Below are 16,743 nucleotides of genomic sequence, written 5' to 3'. Positions count from 1 at the left end.
TCGCGGCCGCCCTTGGCGCGTCACGCCCACAGCGCGTTGAGCGCGATCACGATCGCAACCTCGGTGAAATTTCCCATCCCGTGCGCCACGATCGGCGCGAGCAGGCTCCGCGACCGCTCCATCAGCCAGACATAGATCAGCCCCCACGCAAAGGCGTAAATCTGCTGCGCCATCGCCTGATAAAAGGGGTCGACGGTGAAAGACTTCCAGTGCGCGAGCCCGAACATCAGCGCGACGAGATAGGCGGCGACGGGCAGGTCGAGCGCCCCGATCCGCAGCCGCCCCGGCACCAGCACGACGAGCATCCCGACGAGCAGCCCGCGAAAGATCGTCTCTTCGGCCAGCCCCGTCGTGATCATCCCGAGCAGATAGCCCGCCGAATCGAGCGGCGCCTTCGAATAGCTCATGTCCGGTGCGGTCTGCGCGGCGAGCGCGGGCCAATAATCGGCAACCAGCATCACCAGCCCCATGCCGACGCCGATCAGAAAGGCGATCCCGACATAGCTCGCGCCCGGTGGCCAGCGCAGATGCGGGTCGGCGGCGGGCAGCAATCGGCGCATCGCGAGGATCGCGGCCAGCCCGAGCAGCGCCTGAAACGCGATCGCCAGGAGCAGGAAGACCGAGATATAGCCATCCCAGAGCGGCGCCCCCGCACGATAGATTTCGCGTGCCGGAATACGGCCCAGCTCGAGGATGGCCTGCATCAGCACCGCGGCGAGCAGGATCGGCCACAGGCGGAAGCGAAAACCGGAAAGCGCCACAAACGGGCGCGGCGAAGCGGGAGAGAGGCTTGTCATGCGACCGGCCTAATCGCGAGGCATGCCCAATTTCTTGAACGAATGTGATGCGCGAGGGTGGCTATCGGCCGAAACCGGCCACCCGCGCCCAAAAGAAAACCGGCGCGGATCGCTCCGCGCCGGTTTCCCTCGGTAAATGGTTGAAGCACTGTGCGTCAGGCGACGCGGCGCACCTCATTGCCTTCGTCGTCGATGTCGCGAAGGACGTAACCGCGGCCCCAGACCGTCTCGATGTAATTTTCGCCGCCGCATGCGAGCGCCAGCTTCTTCCTGAGCTTGCAGATGAAGACGTCGATGATCTTCAGTTCGGGCTCGTCCATCCCGCCATAAAGGTGGTTGAGGAACATTTCCTTGGTCAGCGTCGTGCCCTTGCGGAGCGAGAGCAGCTCGAGCATCTGATATTCCTTGCCGGTCAGATGCACGCGCGTCGTATCGACCTCGACCGTCTTGGTGTCGAGATTGACCGCGAGCTTGCCCGTCTTGATGACGCTCTGGCTGTGGCCCTTCGAGCGGCGGACGACCGCATGGATGCGCGCGACCAGCTCGTCGCGGTGGAACGGCTTGGTGACATAATCGTCGGCACCGAAGCCGAACGAGCGCACCTTCGAATCCATTTCGGAAATACCCGACAGAATCAGCACCGGCGTCTGCACCTTCGCGGTGCGCAGCTTCTTCAGCACGTCATACCCGTGCATGTCGGGCAGGTTCAGGTCGAGCAGAATGATGTCGTAATCATAGAGCTTACCCAGATCCAGGCCTTCTTCCCCCAGGTCGGTGGTATAGACGTTGAAGCCTTCGGTCGTGAGCATCGTATCGATCGCTTTCGCGGTCGTCGGCTCGTCCTCGATCAGCAGTACGCGCATTGGGCACCCCTTTTTCCCACGATGATCCCGCGAACCGATCGCATGACCATCAAGGATGTCACCGACCAAACCCCCTGCAGGACTGCCGGAACATTAACCACGAAACTAATGAAGGGAAAAGGTTAATTTTGATTTAACCCGCGTAAATCCACGAGTCGCGGCCTATTTGTCACAGTCGGCCGCGCGCCCATCATCCTTTATGCAGCGCCAGATATTGGTCGTGCGCGCCGGTGCAGGAGATTTTCAGCGTTTCGACGAGATGGTCCGAAAGCGCCCGCACGCGCGCCGGGCGCAGCCGCGACGGCGGCGATAACAGGTGCAGATGTGACTGCGGCGGCGACCAGTCGGTGAGGATCGGCACCACCGCGCCCGACGCCAGCGCGTCGGCGGCGATGAAGTCGGGCAGGAGCGCGATCCCGACCCCGGCGACCACCAGCGGCACCGCGATGTCGCCGTTGTTCGCGAACAAGGGTCCGGTCGGGAGCACCGTCGCTTCCTCGCCCCTGCGGTGGAAATGGAGCGGCATCGCGCGCTGGCGGTGGCCGTAGCCGATCAGCCGGTGGCCCGCGAGGTCGAGCGGATGTTTCGGCACCCCATGCTTTTCCAGATAGGCGGAGCTCGCGATCACCGACGCCGCGACAGGCGCGATCGTCCGCGCGAGCAGGCTTGAATCGGCGAGCGGCGCGATGCGCAAGGTCAGGTCGATCCCCTCGGCGACCGGGTCGTTGCGCGCGTCGCTCAAGAGCACCTCGATCTCGACCGCGGGATGCCGGTCGAGGAAGGCCGCGAGCGGCGGGCCGAGCACCTTGATCCCGAAGCTCATCGGTGCCGCGAGGCGGATCGGCCCCGCGAGGTCGAGCCGGTCGCCGCGCGCCGCCTCGGTCGCTGCGGTCGCCGCCGCGACCATCGCGCGCGCCTCGTCGAGCAGGCCCGCCCCCGCGGTCGACACCGCGACGACGCGCGAGCTCCGGTGCAGCAGGGTGATGCCGAGCGACGCCTCAAGCCGCGTCACCGCCTTCGACACGCTCGCCTTTGACAGACCGAGCGCGGCGGCGGCGGCGGTGAAGCTGCCGCCATCGGCGACGGCGACGAAACAGGCCCAGCCTTCATAGTCGGGAAGCGCCATGGAATACCCCTCAATTGGAAACGATGGTTTTCCATCTACGCTATTTTCGAAACGATCCAAGCGCCTATCTTGTCCTCAACAGATGAGCCGCCGGGCGCTCAGGCCCAAGGGGGCGGCAAGCAAAGGACAAGGCCAATGATCGATATTCGCAAATTCGACACGCTGGGCCACGCCGACCATGGCTGGCTCGACGCCCGTCACCATTTCTCCTTCGCGAACTACCATGATCCGAAGCGGATGGGCTGGGGCGCGCTGCGCGTCTGGAACGACGATGCCATCGCGGCGCAGTCGGGTTTCCCCCCGCACCCGCACCGCGACATGGAAATCATCACCTATGTTCGCACCGGCGCGATCAGCCACCGCGACAGCATGGGTAACGCCGGCCGCACCGCCGCGGGCGACGTCCAGGTGATGAGCGCCGGGACGGGCGTGACGCACAGCGAGTTCAACCTCGAGGATGAGGAAACGACGCTGTTCCAGATCTGGATCATTCCCGATCGCGAAGGCGGCAACCCCGGCTGGGGCGCGCGCCAGTTCCCCAAGGCCGACCGGTCGGGGCAGTTCGTGACGCTGGCGAGCGGCATCGAGGGCGATGACGCGCTTCCGATCCGCGCCAACGCCCGCGTCGCCGCGGCGACGGTGAACGCCGGCGAGCAGGTCTCCTACGATCTCGAAGCCGGGCGCCATGCCTATCTGGTCGCCGCCAAGGGCCGCATCCGCGTCAACGGCGAGGAGGCCGACCCACGCGACGGCATCGCGCTCCGCGATGTCGGCACGATCACCGTCGAGGCGCTCGACGACGCCGAACTGGTGCTCGTCGACAGCCTCTGACGCCCCCGGGCCGCCGCCCCTCCCCCTCCCTGGCGGCGGCCCACCCCCTCTCTTTTCGAAAGGCAGCTTTCCCATGAGCCATATTCTTCGCATCGACGCCAGCGCCCGCCAGTCGGGCTCGACCACCCGCCGCCTCGCCGACCAGCTCGAAGCCCGCCTCGTCGAGCAGCATTATGGCGCGACCGTCACGCGCCGCGACCTCGGCCTCACCCCGCCCGCCTTCCTCACCGAACATTGGGTCGGCGCCAACTTCACCGACGAAGCCGAGCGCAGCGACGAGCAGAAGGCGCTGCTCGCCGGGTCCGAAGAACTGATCGCCGAGATCGAGGCGGCCGACACGATCGTCATCACCGCGCCCATTTATAATTTCGCGATCCCCGCGACGCTGAAGGCTTGGATCGACCAGGTGACGCGCGCGCGCCGCACCTTCCGCTACACCGAGGCCGGTCCCGAAGGGCTGCTGAAGGGCAAGCGCGCCTATATCGTCTTCGCCTCCGGCGGCGTGCCGCTCGGCAGCCAGGTCGATTTCGCGAGCGGTTATTTGCGGCATATCCTCGGCTTCATCGGCATCACCGACGTGCATGTCATCGCCGCCGACGGCCACCAGACCGACGGCGAGGCGATCGCCCGCGCGGCGACCGCGATCGACGGGCTGAAACAGGCCGCCTGACACCCCCGGGCCGCCGCCCTCCCTCCCCCGGCGGCGGCCCACCCCACCCGATTTCTCCAACGAAAGGACGTAACGATGGCTAAGGTTCTGGTGCTTTATTATTCGAGCTATGGGCATATCGAGCAGATGGCCGACGCCGTCGCCGAGGGTGCGCGTGCGGCAGGCGCCGAAGTCGACATCCGCCGCGTCGCCGAAACCGCGCCCGAAGCGGTGGTGAAGGCCGCGGGCTTCAAGACCGACACCGCGCATCCGCTGCTCGGCGACCCCAATGAACTCGTCAATTACGACGCGATCGTCGTCGGCACCCCGACGCGCTTCGGGCGGATGGCGAGCCAGATGGCGAGTTTCTGGGACACCGCCGGCGGCGTGTGGGCGCAGGGCAAACTGAACGGCAAGGTCGGCGCCGCCTTCACCTCGACCGCATCGCAGCACGGCGGGCAGGAAACGACGCTCTTCTCGGTCCTCACCAACCTGCTCCACTTCGGCATGACGATCGTCGGGCTCGATTATGGCTATGCCGGCCAGATGGGCGTCGGCGAGGTCAAGGGCGGCGCCCCCTATGGCGCGACGACGATTGCCGATGGCGACGGATCGCGCCAGCCGAGCGAAGCCGACCTTGGCGGCGCCCGCTATCTCGGCGAGCGTGTCGCGAAGACCGCGGCGAAGCTGATTGCCTGACCCGATGCGCCGTCTGCCGAGCCTTTTCCTTTCGCACGGCTCGCCGATGATGGCGCTCGAGCCAAGCCCGGCGCGGGATTTTCTCGCGGGGCTGGGCAGTCAATTGCCGCGCCCGCGCGCGATCCTCGTCGTCTCGGCGCACCATGATGCGGCGTATCAGGGCGGCCGTGCGACGGTGACCGCGTCGCCCGCGCCGCCGACGATCCACGACTTCGGCGGCTTCCCCGACGAACTGTTCGCGATGCGCTACCCCGCGCCGGGCGATCCGGCGCTGGCGAGCCGTGTCGTCGAGTTGCTTGCCGGCCATGGCCTCGCCGTTACCGCCGACCACGAGCGCGGGCTCGACCATGGCGCATGGGTGCCGCTGTCGCTGATCTACCCGCTGGCCGACATTCCGGTCGTCCAGCTCTCGATCGCCTCGAACGCCTCGCCCGATTGGCATTATGCGCTCGGCCAGGCACTCGCGCCGCTGCGCGACGAGGATGTGCTTGTCGTCGGATCGGGCAGCATCACGCACAACCTCCGCGCGCTGTTCTCGGCGCGCCTGCCGATCGATGCTCCGGCGCCAGCGTGGGTCACCGATTTCACCGACTGGATCGCCGAACGCATGGCGGCGGGCGCGGTCGATGGCGTCCTCCACAGCATCGAACGCGCCCCGCACGGCGCCGATAATCACCCGACCACCGACCATATATTGCCGCTGTTCGTTGCGATGGGCGCGGGCGGGACACCGATCAAGGCCGAACGGCTGCACCACAGCGTCACTTATGGGCTGCTCGCGATGGACGTTTACGCTTTCGACTGAACGCCGGCCCGCCTATAGCGCGCCATGCTCCTTTCAGATCGTGTCCTTTTCCTCGACGGCGAGGCCCTCGTCATCGACAAGCCCGCGGGGCTTCCCGTCGACGCGCCGCGCGACGGCAGCCTCAGCCTCGAAAACCATCTCGATTCCTTGCGGTTCGGCTTCAAGCGCTGGCCGCTCGCCGTCCACCGGCTCGACCGCGACACGTCGGGCTGCCTGCTGCTCGCGCGCAATCCCAAGGCGCACGGCCGCTTCACCCGCGCCTTCGAAAACCGCGAGGTCGACAAGCAATATCTCGCGATCGTCGACGGCGTGCCCGAGGGGGACAGCGGCACGATCGACCTGCCGCTCGCCAAGACCTCGACCGCCGAGACCGGCTGGCGCATGGTCGGCGACCCGAAAGGCAAGCCGTCGGTTTCGCATTGGGAGAAACTCGCGGTGGTCGATGGCCGCGCGCTGCTCCGCTTTCGCCCCGAAACCGGCCGCACCCACCAGCTGCGCGTCCACGCGCTCGAAGGGCTCGGCTTCCCGCTCGTCGGCGACCCCGTCTATGGGCGCGGCGGCACGAAGACGCGCACCCTGCTCCACGCCGAACGGCTGGTCGTAAAACGTGACGTCAAGCCGTCGATAATTGCCGAGGCGCCCTTTCCCGACGCCTTTGCTGCGCTGGGCTTCGCGGCGCCGGAGGGAGCGGAGCCGACGCGTGGTTAGGGTTCGAACTCATTACCAGCGGACCCGAGGTTTGAAGCGATTTTGTTCGGGGCAAGAAGGCAAGGCGTAGGTATATGTCGATATTCCAAGGCTTGCCGACGCAGCCCCGAGCAAAATCGATCAAATCCCGAAGGGACGTCAAAATGGCGAAGATATCGGACGAAAATGCCCTTGGAAACAGAACCACTGTTCCCCGGCGGGCATTTTCGTCCGATATCTTCGCCATTTTGACGCCTCGGGCCCGCTGGTAATGAGTTCGAACCCTCAAATCCCCGAAAGCGCGATAACCGAGAAGTTTCTCGCGGGGTCGGGCCCGGGCGGCCAGAATGTCAACAAGGTCGCGACCGCGTGCCAGCTGCGCGTCGACGTTTTCGCGCTCGGCCTCGCGCCCGACGCCTATCGCCGGCTCAAGACGCTCGCCGGGAGCAAGATGACGTCGGCGGGCGAACTCGTCATCCTCGCGCGCAGTTTCCGCACCCAGGAAGCGAACCGCGCCGATGCGCGCGCGCGGCTGAACGAGCTGATCGACGCCGCGCTCGTGCGTCCCGAACGCCGCATCAAGACAAAGCCGAGCAAGGCCGCCAAGGCGAGGCGCGTCGACAGCAAGAAGGCGCGAAGCAGCATCAAGGCCGGGCGCGGGCGGGTGCGCGGAACCGACTGACGCCGGGCCGATGACCAGCCTCTACCGCCTCGACGCGCCCGCAAGCGCGATCGCCGCCGCTTTCGGCGCCGAGGCGGGGGATGACCCGTGGACCGGCGACTATGTCGCACCCGCCTGCCCCGCGCCGGTAATCGTCAGCGACGGGCGCGGCGGGTCGCGGCGCTGGCTGCGCCCGAAGCTGTGGGGCGTCCCCCCGCCGCCGCAAGGCACCGAGCCCGTCACGCACGTCCGCAACCTGACCAGCCCGTTCTGGATCGGCACCTTGCGCCATGCCGAACTGCGCTGTCTGATCCCCGCGACCGCCTTTGCCTATTGGTCGGGAGCGGGCGGCGCGCGGCGACAGCACTGGTTTTCCGTGCCCTCGCAGCCGATCTTCGCCTTTGCCGGAGTGGTGCGGCAGGGCGAGGACTGGCCGTGCTTCGCGATGCTGACCACCGAGGCGAACCGGCTGGTCGCGCATCATCAGCCCAAGGCCATGCCGGTGATCCTGCACCCCGAAGATCAAGCGACCTGGCTGAGCGGCGAATGGCGCGCCGCGGTGGCGCTCGCCGCGCCCTTTCCGAGCCAGTTGATGGCGGTCGGCGACGTTCCCCCGGTATAGCTGCGCTTCACCATATCGCTTTACTTTGCGGTAACCAGCGATGCCCTAAATTTGCCGCGACCAAGAATGACATGCAGGGACCGAATCCGTGTTGGGGAATCGCACCATCGAAACCAAGAAGGCGCCCAAGGCCGGGCGCGGCGCCGAACGCGCGCCGGTGACCGCGCGTGCGCGCTTCCGCGAACCGGGGCTCAACCCCTTCAACGTCGAATTGTTCGACCTGTCGTCGACCGGCTTTCGCATGGTGACATCATTCCGGCCGCAGATCGGCAAGCATATCTGGGTCAACCTGCCGGGGCTCCAGCCTCTGGAAGCCGTCGTCCGCCGCGCCGACGGCAATAATTACGGCTGCGAGTTCGTCCACCCGCTCCATGTGTCGGTCGCCCAGCATCTGCAGGCGAAGCTGCGCGGCCAGTAAGCGGTCAGCCCTCGGGCTTTTCCGACTTCTTCAATATATGTTTCCACTCGGCGGGCGTCACGCGTCCGACCGACAGCCGCGACTGGCGGATCAGGTCCATGTCGGCGAGCTTCGGGTCGGCCTTGATCGCCGCGAGCGTCACCGGGTGCGCGAGCGCGCGCACCGGTGCGACGCGCACCACGACCCAAGGCGAACCCTTTTCGGCGGTCGGATCGGGGAAGCTTTCCTCGGTGATCTCCATGATCCCGACGCATTCCTTGCCGATATTGCTGTGATAGAAGAACGCCTCGTCGCCCTTTTTCATCGCCATCATGTTGAGCTTCGCGGTGTGGTTGCGCACCCCGTCCCAGATACCGCTGCCGTCCTTGACGAGTTGGTCCCACGCATAGGCGTCGGGTTCGGATTTCATCAGCCAATATTGCTTGCTCATGGAGCGGGCTTAGCCGAGCCACACGCGGGACGGAACCGCCTTTTTCCCTTTAACGCGCCCGCCGTAGCGCCTAGATCGGGGTTTATGACGCGCCTGCGGGCGCCGCCCCTTTCAGATGGACTATAATCGCATGACCGCTGCCGTTCCCGTCATTTCCATGTCGCTTCCCGCCGACCAGTTCGCGAAGGATTTCGGGGCGTCGTTCGAACGCTTCGGCTTCGCGATGATCACCGATCACGGCATCGATCCCGCGCTCATCGACGAAGCCTGGACGAAGGCGAAGGCGTTCTTCGCGCTGCCCGAGGAGGTCAAGCGCGCCTATCATATCGCCGGCGGCGGCGGCGCGCGCGGCTATACGCCGTTCGGGACCGAGATCGCCAAGGGCGCGAAGGAAGTCGACCTCAAGGAATTCTGGCACGTCGGCCGCGATCTGCCCGCCGGCCACCGCCTCGCCGCGCAACAGCCGAACAATGTCTGGCCCGCCGAGGTCGAGGGCTTTCGCACCGCCTATGACAAGCTCTTCGCCGAATTCGACCGCGTCGGCGCGCGCCTCCTGTCGGGCATCGCGCGCTACCTCGGCCTCGCGCCCGATTTCTTCGACGACACCGTCGCCGACGGCAATAGCGTGATGCGCCTGCTCCATTACCCGCCCGTCGAAGCGCCCGCGAAGGGCATCCGCGCCGAGGCGCATGAGGATATCAACACGATCACGCTGCTGCTCGGCGCCGAGGAAGCGGGGCTCGAAATCCTCGACAAGGACGGCAGCTGGCTTCCCGTCTCGCCGCCGCCCGGCGCGATGGCGGTCAACGTCGGCGACATGCTCCAGCGGCTGACCAACAACAAGCTGCCCTCGACCACGCACCGCGTCCGCAACCCCGACGCGGGCCGCGCAAGCGTCGCGCGCTATTCGATGCCCTTCTTCCTCCACTTCCGCTCGGACTATCCGATCGAAACGCTCGAAAGCTGCATCGACGCGTCGCACCCGAACCTCTACCCGGCGCCGATCACCGCCGACGACTATCTGCAGGAACGGCTGCGCGAGATCGGGCTGAAGAAGTGACGCGTCCCGCCGCCGTGCTGTTCGCCCTTATGGCGAGCCTCGCTTCGCTGCCCGCCGCGCAGGCGGCGCCGAAATCGCCCGGCCTGCCGTGGAGCGCGCCCGCGACGACCGAGGTGGTGACCGAGGAACGCCGCTTTACCAGCGGCGACCGCGAACTGGCGGGGACGCTTCATCTGCCGGTCAGCGGCAAGCCCGTCGCGGCGATCGTCGTGACGCACAGCGCGTCGTCGCCGCTCGGTTCGGCGTCGCTCTACGATCATCTCGAAACGGTCCTGCCGGCGCTCGGCATTGCCGTCTTCACCTACGACCGGCGCGGATCGGGCCGGTCGGGCACGCAGGATGCCGGGGGCGACTTCGCGGTCCTCGCCGACGATGCGATCGCCGCCGCGCGGAGCCTGAAGAGTGACCCGCGGATCGATCCGCGGCGCATCGGCACCTGGGGGCTGAGCCAGGGCGGCTGGATTTCGCCGCTCGCCGCGTCGCGAAGCCCCGACTTCGCCTTCGTCGTCGCGGTGTCGGCGCCGGTGGTGACCGCCGACGTCCAGATGATCTTTTCCTCGACAAACCATTTGAAGGCCAATGGCTATTCTAAGGCCGACATCGAGCAGATGGTCGCGGCGCGCAAGGCCGTCGACGATTATATGCGCGGCACGGTGAGCCGCGCCGAGGCGCAGGCGAAGCTCGACGGGATCAAGACCAAGCCGTGGTTCAAATATCTCTATATGGGCGAAACCTTCCGCGACCGCGACGTGTCGGGTTGGCGCAAGGAAATCGAAAATGATCCGCTGGTCAATATGAAGGCGGTCACCGTGCCGACGCTCATCCTCTTTGGCGCCGACGATGCGGTCGTCCCGGTCGCCGATTCGGCCGAGCGCCTGAAAGCCATCGCGCCGCAGATGCCCAATATGGAGGTGCATGTGATCGCGGGCGCCGATCACGCGATGCAGATGTCGGAAGACCTCAAGACGTCGCTCGACCCCAAGCACGACGGCACCGAGCGGCCCGATTCGCCCGAATATTTCGCGCTGCTGGCGAGCTGGCTCGCCGCGCATGGGTTTGCGGGGAACTGAGGGCGGGTATCGGCCGGAAGCTGTCGTCCCATTTATCGTCACCCCGGGCTTGACCCGGGGCCTGCCTTGTCTTTTCGACATTGAGGAAGAGGAAGGCGGGTCCCGGGTCAAGCCCGGGATGACGAAATGAGGAACGTCCGCTCCCCACCCAAAACCGCCCCGATCAGCCCGCCGCCATCCGCCAGCGCCGCGGCGACAGTCCGGTTACCTTCGTCACCGCGCGCGTCATATGCGCCTGATCGGCATAGCCCGCCTCGACCGCGATCCCGGCAAGGCTGTCCTTGCTCTCGACGATCATCCGCCACGCCCGCTTCGCCTGGCAATCGGCGCGATAGGCGGCGGGGGGTACGCCATAGAGCGTCTCGAAACTGCGCGAGACATGCTCGCGCGACCGGCCGCGCGCTGCCGCCCATTGCCCGATCCGCGGCGGTGCGGAAGTCCGCAGCGCCGCCGACAATTGGTCGGGCAAATCCTCCTCATCGGCGGCCGCCACCGGCACCAGTTCGCCGAGCAGCGTCGCCACCGCCGCGACCGCGTCGCGTTCGGCCAGCCGGACTATATGGTCGGGATCGGCGATCCGCGCGCGCGCCGGCCATTCGCGCCCGTCGAACGGCAGCGGCAGGTCGAGCACCATCGTCCGTTTCGCCGAAATCCGGTCGCGATGCGCCGAAAACGGCCCGTGCAGCAGCACTTCGCCCGCCTGCGCCGCGATCCGTCCGGCATCGCCCGCCTCTTCGTAGGCGCCCGCCAGCACGACCGTCGCATAGGGTTCGCGGTGGCGGTGCCGCGCGATGTCGGCCGCGGGGGGCAAGAGGCTGGGCTGGAGCAACTGCATCGCGCGATCATGTCGCACCCCGCGGCCCGCCGCAACCGCCGCCGGACCAACCCCCGTCTGCGCTCGATGGACAGCGGGGGCACGCCCAAGTTAGAAAGTCCGTCCGCGCAAGAAATTCGAGGAGTGACTGCCAATGGAAATACCCCCCTTCACCCTTCGCACGATCGACCATGTGGTCCTTCGCGTCGTCGACGTGGACCGCATGATGGCATTTTACCGCGAGGTTATCGGCTGCACCGACGAGCGCGTGCAGGCCGAAATCGGGCTTTTTCAACTGCGCGCCGGCGGTTCGCTGATCGACCTCGTCACCATCGACGGCAAGCTGGGCTCGATGGGCGGCGCGGCGCCGGGCAAGGAGGGCCGCAACGTCGACCATTTCGCCATCGCGATCACCCCTTTCGACGACGCGGCGATCCGCGCCCACCTCGACCGCCACGGCGTCGCGATCGAGCAGGCGGGCCCGCGTTACGGCGCCGAGGGCGAAGGCCCGTCGATCTACATCGCCGACCCCGAAGGCAATATCGTCGAGCTCAAGGGTCCCGCCTTCGACTGAACATCTTGCGCAACCTTCCGTTTACGTTAAGGTCAGTTGCAATTGGCAACCGGAGAGACTGATTCATGGCCCTTCCCCCGATTTTCGACCGCCTGCGCCTGCCCGTCATCGGTTCGCCGCTGTTCATCGTATCGGGCCCCGATCTCGTCATCGCGCAGTGCAAGGCGGGGATCGTCGGCAGTTTCCCTGCGCTCAACGCGCGGCCGCAGTCCTTGCTCGACGAATGGCTGCACCGGATCACCGAGGAACTCGCCGCATGGGACCGCGACAATCCCGACCGCCTTTCGGCGCCCTATGCGGTCAACCAGATCGTCCATAAATCGAACGACCGGCTCGAAGCCGACATCGCGACCTGCGCCAAGTGGAAGGTGCCGATCACCATCACGTCGCTCGGCGCGCGCGAGGAGCTGAATCAAGCCGTCCACGGCTGGGGCGGCATCACCCTCCACGACGTCATCGACGACCGTTTCGCGCGCAAGGCGGTCGAAAAGGGCGCCGACGGCCTGATCCCCGTCGCCGCGGGCGCGGGCGGCCACGCCGGGCGCCAGTCCCCCTTCGCGCTGGTGCAGGAAATCCGCGAATGGTTCGACGGCCCCGTCGCGCTGTCGGGCGCGATCGGCCACGGCCGCTCGATCCTCGCCGCGCAGGCGTGCGGCGCCGACCTCGCCTATATCGGCAGCGCCTTCATCGCGACGGCGGAGGCGAATGCCGAGGACGGCTACAAGAACGGCATCGTCGAGGGGCGCGCGGCCGACATCGTCTATTCGAACCTCTTCACCGGCGTGCACGGCAATTATCTGCGTCAGTCGATCGTCTCCGCCGGCATGGACCCCGACAATCTGCCCGAAGGCGATTTGAAGACGATGAACTTCGGTTCGGGCGGCAATACCAAGGCCAAGGCGTGGAAGGATATCTGGGGCTCGGGCCAGGGCATCGGCCCGGTCACCGCGGTGCGCCCGGTCGCCGAATATGTCGCCGAACTCGAAGCGCAATATCTCGCCGCGCGCCGCGAACTCGAAGCGAAGGTGCGGTTGTAGGCCCAACATAGCCCGGCCAGACGGCAACGGCTGCTTCGGGGTGGAGAGCTGCCACTGCTTTCTCCAGCTTCGTCATCCCGGGCTGGACCCGGGACCCGCCTTTTCTTCCTGGCGACGGCGAAAAGGCAAGGCAGGCCCCGGGTCAAGCCCGGGGTGACGATAAAGGGAACGGCAACCACCGGTCGCTCGCTGCCGCCCTATCCTCCAAACAACCGCTCGATCGCTTCGTCCAGATAGGGGCGGTCGACGAACAGCCGCATCGGGTCGCGCCGGTTGAGCCAGAAGCCGCCGCGGTGCCGGTCGGTCAGCGCGCGCCGCGTCGTGTCCTGCAGCAAGCGCAGGCGCATGACCGCCGTGCGCCGCGCGCCTCGCAGGTCCGCCGCCGCCTGCACCGCGAAATGCGCCCTGATCCGCTCGACCCGCGCGGCGACGACGTCGCTATACCCCTGATGCGGCCCGCGATGCAGGGCGTGCCCCGATCGCAGCGCGGCCGGCTCGCACGCCGGCAGCACCAGCCCGTTGCGGTCGAAATGATGGAGCGCGAACCCCTCGTCGCGAAGGTGATCGAACATCGCCGCCATCTGTGGTCGCCGCAGCAAGGCGATCGGGATCAAATGGTGGCGCTGGAACCCGGCCTGCGCCGCCGGCGCCCCATGCCAGCCGCGCCCGATCAACCGTCGCGACCGAATTCGACGATCACCGTCGACCTCTGGCTCGCGCCATCCATCGGCGGCAGCAGGTCGATCCACTCGCCCGCATCCAGCCCGCGCATCGTCCGCGCGGTTTGGACCGGGCCGTTGAGCATCATGTCGAGCGCGAGCCGCGACAGTCGCCGCACCATTTCGGCGACCGTCCAACCGCCCGGTATGCGCGCCTCGAGTTCCTGCCCGGCGAACAGCGCCAGCCCGCGCGTTCGCATGCTCGCGCCATCGCCCAGATCCTTGCGCCGAAAGGCGACCAGGTGGAGCACCGGCGGCATCCCGCTCGCCAGCATTTCGGCAATCGAGGCGCGGAACTGCGGCGCATCGGACCAGAGCCGCGCGGGCGACCAGAAGATGTGGCTGGCATCGAACAGGTCGATCATCAGCACCATCGTCTTGAAGAATTCGCGCATCCGCGTCGTCTGTGCGCGCGCCGATGCCGCGGCCCCGCGATCTTCCGGAACGAAGATCCAGCAATCGCCGCTTTCGCGCCAGCCGCGCGGCAGGCTGGCGGCGAGCAGGCTCGTGGACGGGTGATCGGGATCGGCGAGGTCGAGCGCCGCGCGCGCCGCGCGGCCGGCGAGAACCGACACCGCCCCGAACCTCACGCGAAAAGATGGTGCCGCAACCCGCGCATCCAGATCGGCGCCGACATCGCGAACCCGCTCGGGCTGCAACCCCATATGCCGGAGCGATGTTTCGATCGCGTCGTCCGATGCGCCGCGTATAGCGGGCCCGAGAATCAGCGTGAAGGGTTCCGGCGGCACCGGCAGGATCAACGCATCGCGGTCATCGGCATCCATCTGTCGCGCGCCTTCGTGGGTTCACCGCTTGCATCGCAAGACCGACCCGAATGTTCAAACGCTTATCTATACATGTCGGAAAGTTAATCGGGCGCCCATGCTCCGCCGGTCGCGTCAGATTGCGACCTGGCTGCCCAGTTCGACGACGCGGTTCGTGGGCAGGCGGAAATATTCCATCGCGCTTTCCGAGTTGCGCAGCATCCACGCGAACAGCTTTTCGCGCCAGATCGGCATGCCCGGCTTGCTCGCCGCGATCAACGTCTGGCGCGAGAGGAAAAAGCTCGTTTCGAGCATCTTGAACTCGCCGCCGCAGCTCGTCACGCGTTTGAGCGCGGCGGGCACGTCGATCGGCTGCATGAAGCCGTAATTCAGAATCAGCCGGTGGAACCCCTGCCCCAGATCGTCGAGCGCGCATTTATTCTCTTCGCGCACATAGGGGACGTCGGCGATCTTGATCGTCAGCAGGATGATGCGCTCGTGCAGCACCTTGTTGTGCTTCAAATTGTGGAGCAGCGCGTGCGGCACGCCGTCGCTGCTCGACGTCATGAACACCGCGGTCCCCGGAACGCGCGTCGCGCTGTTCGCCGCCGACTTCACGAACACCGGGATCGGCATCGCACCTTCGGCCATTTCCTGCTGCATCAGCTTGCGCCCGCGCGACCAGGTGGTGAGCATGGTGAAGATCGTCAGGCCGATCGCCAGCGGCACCCAGCCGCCGTCGGGCACCTTGATCAGATTCGCGCCGAAATAGGCGATGTCGACGATGAAGAAGACCGCGAGGATCGGCAGCGCCTTCCACGCCGGCCACTTCCACAAGGTGAAGAGCACGACGCTCATCAGGCAGGTGTCGATGAACATCGCCCCCGTCACCGCGATACCATAAGCGGCGGCGAGGTTGCTCGACGATCCGAAGCCGAGGACGAGCAGGATCACCATCACCATCAGCCCCCAATTGACCATCGGGATATAAATCTGCCCCGCCGCCGACGCGCTGGTGTGTTCGACGCGCAGCCGCGGCATGAAGCCCAATTGGATCGCCTGCTGCGTCAGCGAGAAGGCGCCCGAAATCACCGCCTGGCTCGCGATGATCGTCGCGAGGATCGCGAGGATGACGACCGGTATCTGCCACGCATCGGGCATCATCTGGAAAAAGGGATCGGCGATCAGGTCGCCGCGCGGCCCCATCTCCGCATCGAGCACCATCGCGCCCTGCCCCATATAGTTGAGCATCAGCGCGGGCAGCACGAAGGTCAGCCAGCTGAGGCCGATCGGCCCGCGCCCGAAATGCCCCATGTCGGCATAAAGCGCCTCGGCCCCCGTCACCGCGAGCACGACCGCGCCCAATGCGATGAAGGCGGTGAAGCCGTCGACGTAGAAGAAGCGCAGCGCGTTCACCGGGTTCAGCGTTTCGAGGATGATCCCCGGATGATCGACGATATGGATGATCCCGAGGATCGCGAGCATCGTGAAATAGGCAAGCATGATCGGCCCGAACAGCATCCCGACCTTCGCGGTCCCGCGCGACTGGATCGCGAACAGCCCGATCAGGATCGCGAGCGCGATCGGCACGATATAGGGCTCGAACCCCTTGTTGACGTAGCTCAGCCCCTCGGTCGCCGAGAGCACCGACATCGCCGGGGTGATCATGCTGTCGCCATAGAAGAGCGCGGTCGCGAACACGCCGAGCAGGATGATCGGCCAGGTCCAGCGCTTCTCGCCCGACGAGCGGCTGATCAGCGCGAGCAGCGCAAGGCTGCCCCCCTCGCCCTTGTTGTCGGCCTTCATGATCGTCAGCACATATTTGAAGGTGACGACGAGCATCATCGACCAGAAGACGAGGCTCAGGACGCCATAGATGTGCAGCCGGTCGGCCTCGATCGGGTGGTGCCCGGCAAAGGTTTCGCGAAACGCGTAGAGCGGGCTGGTGCCGATGTCGCCGAACACGACCCCGATCGCGCCGACGGCGAGCTTCAGCTTGCCATCACCCTCATGCCCATGGCCCTGATGGCCGGTATCGGCAGCAGCTTCGACAGCGCCCGCGGCGCCCCCGCCCGCCTGTTGCGACTCAGCAGTCATCGCGCGCCTTTAGACGAGCC

20 protein-coding genes are annotated in these 16,743 nt (G+C 66.5%); 12 read left to right on the top strand and 8 right to left on the bottom strand.

All coding sequences use genetic code 11. The features are described 5' to 3' along the window. Window positions 1-20: 20 nt before the first annotated feature. The 3 genes from VFG17_RS19280 to VFG17_RS19270 form a co-directional block, all read right to left on the bottom strand. Window positions 21-797, bottom strand: coding sequence for a CPBP family intramembrane glutamic endopeptidase (locus VFG17_RS19280; RefSeq protein WP_325030990.1), 777 nt, complete (start codon window positions 795-797; stop codon window positions 21-23). Between the two features lie 155 nt (window positions 798-952). Continuing rightward, window positions 953-1,660: a response regulator transcription factor CtrA gene (ctrA, locus tag VFG17_RS19275; RefSeq protein WP_058804653.1), complete on the bottom strand. Its 708-nt coding sequence runs from the start codon at window positions 1,658-1,660 to the stop codon at window positions 953-955. A 190-nt stretch (window positions 1,661-1,850) separates the two neighbouring features. Further along, on the bottom strand, window positions 1,851-2,786 hold the full coding sequence (locus VFG17_RS19270) for a LysR family transcriptional regulator (RefSeq protein ID WP_325030989.1): 936 nt from the start codon (window positions 2,784-2,786) through the stop codon (window positions 1,851-1,853). A gap of 135 nt (window positions 2,787-2,921) precedes the next feature. Here VFG17_RS19270 and VFG17_RS19265 point away from each other — a divergent pair, with 135 nt between their 5' ends. The 8 genes from VFG17_RS19265 to VFG17_RS19230 all read left to right on the top strand — a co-directional run bounded on the left by VFG17_RS19265 (window position 2,922) and on the right by VFG17_RS19230 (window position 8,158). Beyond that, window positions 2,922-3,617: a pirin family protein gene (locus tag VFG17_RS19265; protein ID WP_325030988.1), complete on the top strand. Its 696-nt coding sequence runs from the start codon at window positions 2,922-2,924 to the stop codon at window positions 3,615-3,617. A gap of 73 nt (window positions 3,618-3,690) precedes the next feature. Next, a complete protein-coding gene (locus VFG17_RS19260) occupies window positions 3,691-4,287 on the top strand; it encodes an FMN-dependent NADH-azoreductase (RefSeq protein ID WP_325030987.1) in 597 nt (198 codons plus the stop codon). A gap of 75 nt (window positions 4,288-4,362) precedes the next feature. After that, window positions 4,363-4,965 carry an NAD(P)H:quinone oxidoreductase gene (gene wrbA, locus VFG17_RS19255; RefSeq protein WP_325030986.1) on the top strand — a complete coding sequence of 201 codons (603 nt, stop codon included), beginning with the start codon at window positions 4,363-4,365 and terminating at the stop codon, window positions 4,963-4,965. A gap of 4 nt (window positions 4,966-4,969) precedes the next feature. Next, entirely contained in the window at window positions 4,970-5,770 is an 801-nt protein-coding gene (locus VFG17_RS19250) for a class III extradiol ring-cleavage dioxygenase (RefSeq protein WP_325030985.1), read from the top strand. A 24-nt stretch (window positions 5,771-5,794) separates the two neighbouring features. Continuing rightward, window positions 5,795-6,478 (top strand): RNA pseudouridine synthase, encoded by a 684-nt coding sequence (locus VFG17_RS19245; protein WP_325030984.1) that lies wholly within the window; start codon window positions 5,795-5,797, stop codon window positions 6,476-6,478. Window positions 6,479-6,728: 250 nt separating this feature from the next. Next, the gene (arfB, locus tag VFG17_RS19240; RefSeq protein WP_325030983.1) at window positions 6,729-7,139 is read left to right on the top strand and encodes an alternative ribosome rescue aminoacyl-tRNA hydrolase ArfB; all 411 of its coding nucleotides are present in this window, start codon (window positions 6,729-6,731) and stop codon (window positions 7,137-7,139) included. A 10-nt stretch (window positions 7,140-7,149) separates the two neighbouring features. Continuing rightward, window positions 7,150-7,740, top strand: a complete 591-nt coding sequence (locus tag VFG17_RS19235; protein WP_325030982.1) for an SOS response-associated peptidase family protein — start codon at window positions 7,150-7,152, stop codon at window positions 7,738-7,740. A gap of 88 nt (window positions 7,741-7,828) precedes the next feature. After that, window positions 7,829-8,158: a PilZ domain-containing protein gene (locus VFG17_RS19230; protein ID WP_325030981.1), complete on the top strand. Its 330-nt coding sequence runs from the start codon at window positions 7,829-7,831 to the stop codon at window positions 8,156-8,158. 4 nt (window positions 8,159-8,162) lie between these two features. Here the strand turns inward: VFG17_RS19230 and VFG17_RS19225 are convergent, their stop codons facing one another. Then, complete coding sequence (locus tag VFG17_RS19225) at window positions 8,163-8,588, bottom strand: EVE domain-containing protein (protein ID WP_325030980.1); 426 nt, start codon at window positions 8,586-8,588, stop codon at window positions 8,163-8,165. A 130-nt stretch (window positions 8,589-8,718) separates the two neighbouring features. Here VFG17_RS19225 and VFG17_RS19220 point away from each other — a divergent pair, with 130 nt between their 5' ends. Both VFG17_RS19220 and VFG17_RS19215 read left to right on the top strand, forming a co-directional pair. Beyond that, window positions 8,719-9,648 (top strand): isopenicillin N synthase family dioxygenase, encoded by a 930-nt coding sequence (locus VFG17_RS19220; protein ID WP_325030979.1) that lies wholly within the window; start codon window positions 8,719-8,721, stop codon window positions 9,646-9,648. Further along, on the top strand, window positions 9,645-10,718 hold the full coding sequence (locus VFG17_RS19215; RefSeq protein ID WP_325030978.1) for an alpha/beta hydrolase family protein: 1,074 nt from the start codon (window positions 9,645-9,647) through the stop codon (window positions 10,716-10,718). The genes VFG17_RS19220 and VFG17_RS19215 overlap by 4 nt, the downstream gene beginning before the upstream one ends. A 163-nt stretch (window positions 10,719-10,881) precedes the next feature. Here VFG17_RS19215 and VFG17_RS19210 read toward each other — a convergent pair whose 3' ends face one another. Continuing rightward, window positions 10,882-11,553 (bottom strand): AraC family transcriptional regulator, encoded by a 672-nt coding sequence (locus VFG17_RS19210; RefSeq protein ID WP_325030977.1) that lies wholly within the window; start codon window positions 11,551-11,553, stop codon window positions 10,882-10,884. Window positions 11,554-11,686: 133 nt separating this feature from the next. Between VFG17_RS19210 and VFG17_RS19205 the strand changes: the two genes are divergently transcribed. Next, on the top strand, window positions 11,687-12,106 hold the full coding sequence (locus tag VFG17_RS19205) for a VOC family protein (protein ID WP_325030976.1): 420 nt from the start codon (window positions 11,687-11,689) through the stop codon (window positions 12,104-12,106). A 65-nt stretch (window positions 12,107-12,171) separates the two neighbouring features. Beyond that, window positions 12,172-13,143, top strand: coding sequence for a nitronate monooxygenase family protein (locus tag VFG17_RS19200; RefSeq protein WP_325030975.1), 972 nt, complete (start codon window positions 12,172-12,174; stop codon window positions 13,141-13,143). A 197-nt stretch (window positions 13,144-13,340) separates the two neighbouring features. Here VFG17_RS19200 and VFG17_RS19195 read toward each other — a convergent pair whose 3' ends face one another. The 3 genes from VFG17_RS19195 to VFG17_RS19185 form a co-directional block, all read right to left on the bottom strand. Further along, window positions 13,341-13,892, bottom strand: coding sequence for an AHH domain-containing protein (locus VFG17_RS19195; protein WP_325030974.1), 552 nt, complete (start codon window positions 13,890-13,892; stop codon window positions 13,341-13,343). Then, on the bottom strand, window positions 13,814-14,647 hold the full coding sequence (locus VFG17_RS19190) for a hypothetical protein (protein WP_325030973.1): 834 nt from the start codon (window positions 14,645-14,647) through the stop codon (window positions 13,814-13,816). Before VFG17_RS19190 ends, VFG17_RS19195 begins: the two co-directional genes overlap by 79 nt. Before the next feature lie 114 nt (window positions 14,648-14,761). Then, entirely contained in the window at window positions 14,762-16,723 is a 1,962-nt protein-coding gene (locus VFG17_RS19185; RefSeq protein ID WP_325030972.1) for a potassium transporter Kup, read from the bottom strand. Window positions 16,724-16,743 lie beyond the last annotated feature (20 nt).

Source organism: Sphingopyxis sp. (genome assembly GCF_035686825.1).
Taxonomy (GTDB): Bacteria; Pseudomonadota; Alphaproteobacteria; order Sphingomonadales; family Sphingomonadaceae; genus Sphingopyxis.
This window is presented reverse-complemented; position numbering and strand designations above follow the sequence as displayed.

What these genes read in the sequence shown, in the direction of transcription:
- VFG17_RS19280 (WP_325030990.1), bottom strand. Translation starts at nt 797, where the DNA reads ATGACAAGCCTCTCTCCCGCTTCGCCGCGCCCGTTTGTGGCGCTTTCC.
- ctrA (WP_058804653.1), bottom strand. Translation starts at nt 1,660, where the DNA reads ATGCGCGTACTGCTGATCGAGGACGAGCCGACGACCGCGAAAGCGATC.
- VFG17_RS19270 (WP_325030989.1), bottom strand. Translation starts at nt 2,786, where the DNA reads ATGGCGCTTCCCGACTATGAAGGCTGGGCCTGTTTCGTCGCCGTCGCC.
- VFG17_RS19265 (WP_325030988.1), top strand. Translation starts at nt 2,922, where the DNA reads ATGATCGATATTCGCAAATTCGACACGCTGGGCCACGCCGACCATGGC.
- VFG17_RS19260 (WP_325030987.1), top strand. Translation starts at nt 3,691, where the DNA reads ATGAGCCATATTCTTCGCATCGACGCCAGCGCCCGCCAGTCGGGCTCG.
- wrbA (WP_325030986.1), top strand. Translation starts at nt 4,363, where the DNA reads ATGGCTAAGGTTCTGGTGCTTTATTATTCGAGCTATGGGCATATCGAG.
- VFG17_RS19250 (WP_325030985.1), top strand. Translation starts at nt 4,970, where the DNA reads ATGCGCCGTCTGCCGAGCCTTTTCCTTTCGCACGGCTCGCCGATGATG.
- VFG17_RS19245 (WP_325030984.1), top strand. Translation starts at nt 5,795, where the DNA reads ATGCTCCTTTCAGATCGTGTCCTTTTCCTCGACGGCGAGGCCCTCGTC.
- arfB (WP_325030983.1), top strand. Translation starts at nt 6,729, where the DNA reads ATGAGTTCGAACCCTCAAATCCCCGAAAGCGCGATAACCGAGAAGTTT.
- VFG17_RS19235 (WP_325030982.1), top strand. Translation starts at nt 7,150, where the DNA reads ATGACCAGCCTCTACCGCCTCGACGCGCCCGCAAGCGCGATCGCCGCC.
- VFG17_RS19225 (WP_325030980.1), bottom strand. Translation starts at nt 8,588, where the DNA reads ATGAGCAAGCAATATTGGCTGATGAAATCCGAACCCGACGCCTATGCG.
- VFG17_RS19220 (WP_325030979.1), top strand. Translation starts at nt 8,719, where the DNA reads ATGACCGCTGCCGTTCCCGTCATTTCCATGTCGCTTCCCGCCGACCAG.
- VFG17_RS19210 (WP_325030977.1), bottom strand. Translation starts at nt 11,553, where the DNA reads ATGCAGTTGCTCCAGCCCAGCCTCTTGCCCCCCGCGGCCGACATCGCG.
- VFG17_RS19205 (WP_325030976.1), top strand. Translation starts at nt 11,687, where the DNA reads ATGGAAATACCCCCCTTCACCCTTCGCACGATCGACCATGTGGTCCTT.
- VFG17_RS19200 (WP_325030975.1), top strand. Translation starts at nt 12,172, where the DNA reads ATGGCCCTTCCCCCGATTTTCGACCGCCTGCGCCTGCCCGTCATCGGT.
- VFG17_RS19190 (WP_325030973.1), bottom strand. Translation starts at nt 14,647, where the DNA reads ATGGATGCCGATGACCGCGATGCGTTGATCCTGCCGGTGCCGCCGGAA.
- VFG17_RS19185 (WP_325030972.1), bottom strand. Translation starts at nt 16,723, where the DNA reads ATGACTGCTGAGTCGCAACAGGCGGGCGGGGGCGCCGCGGGCGCTGTC.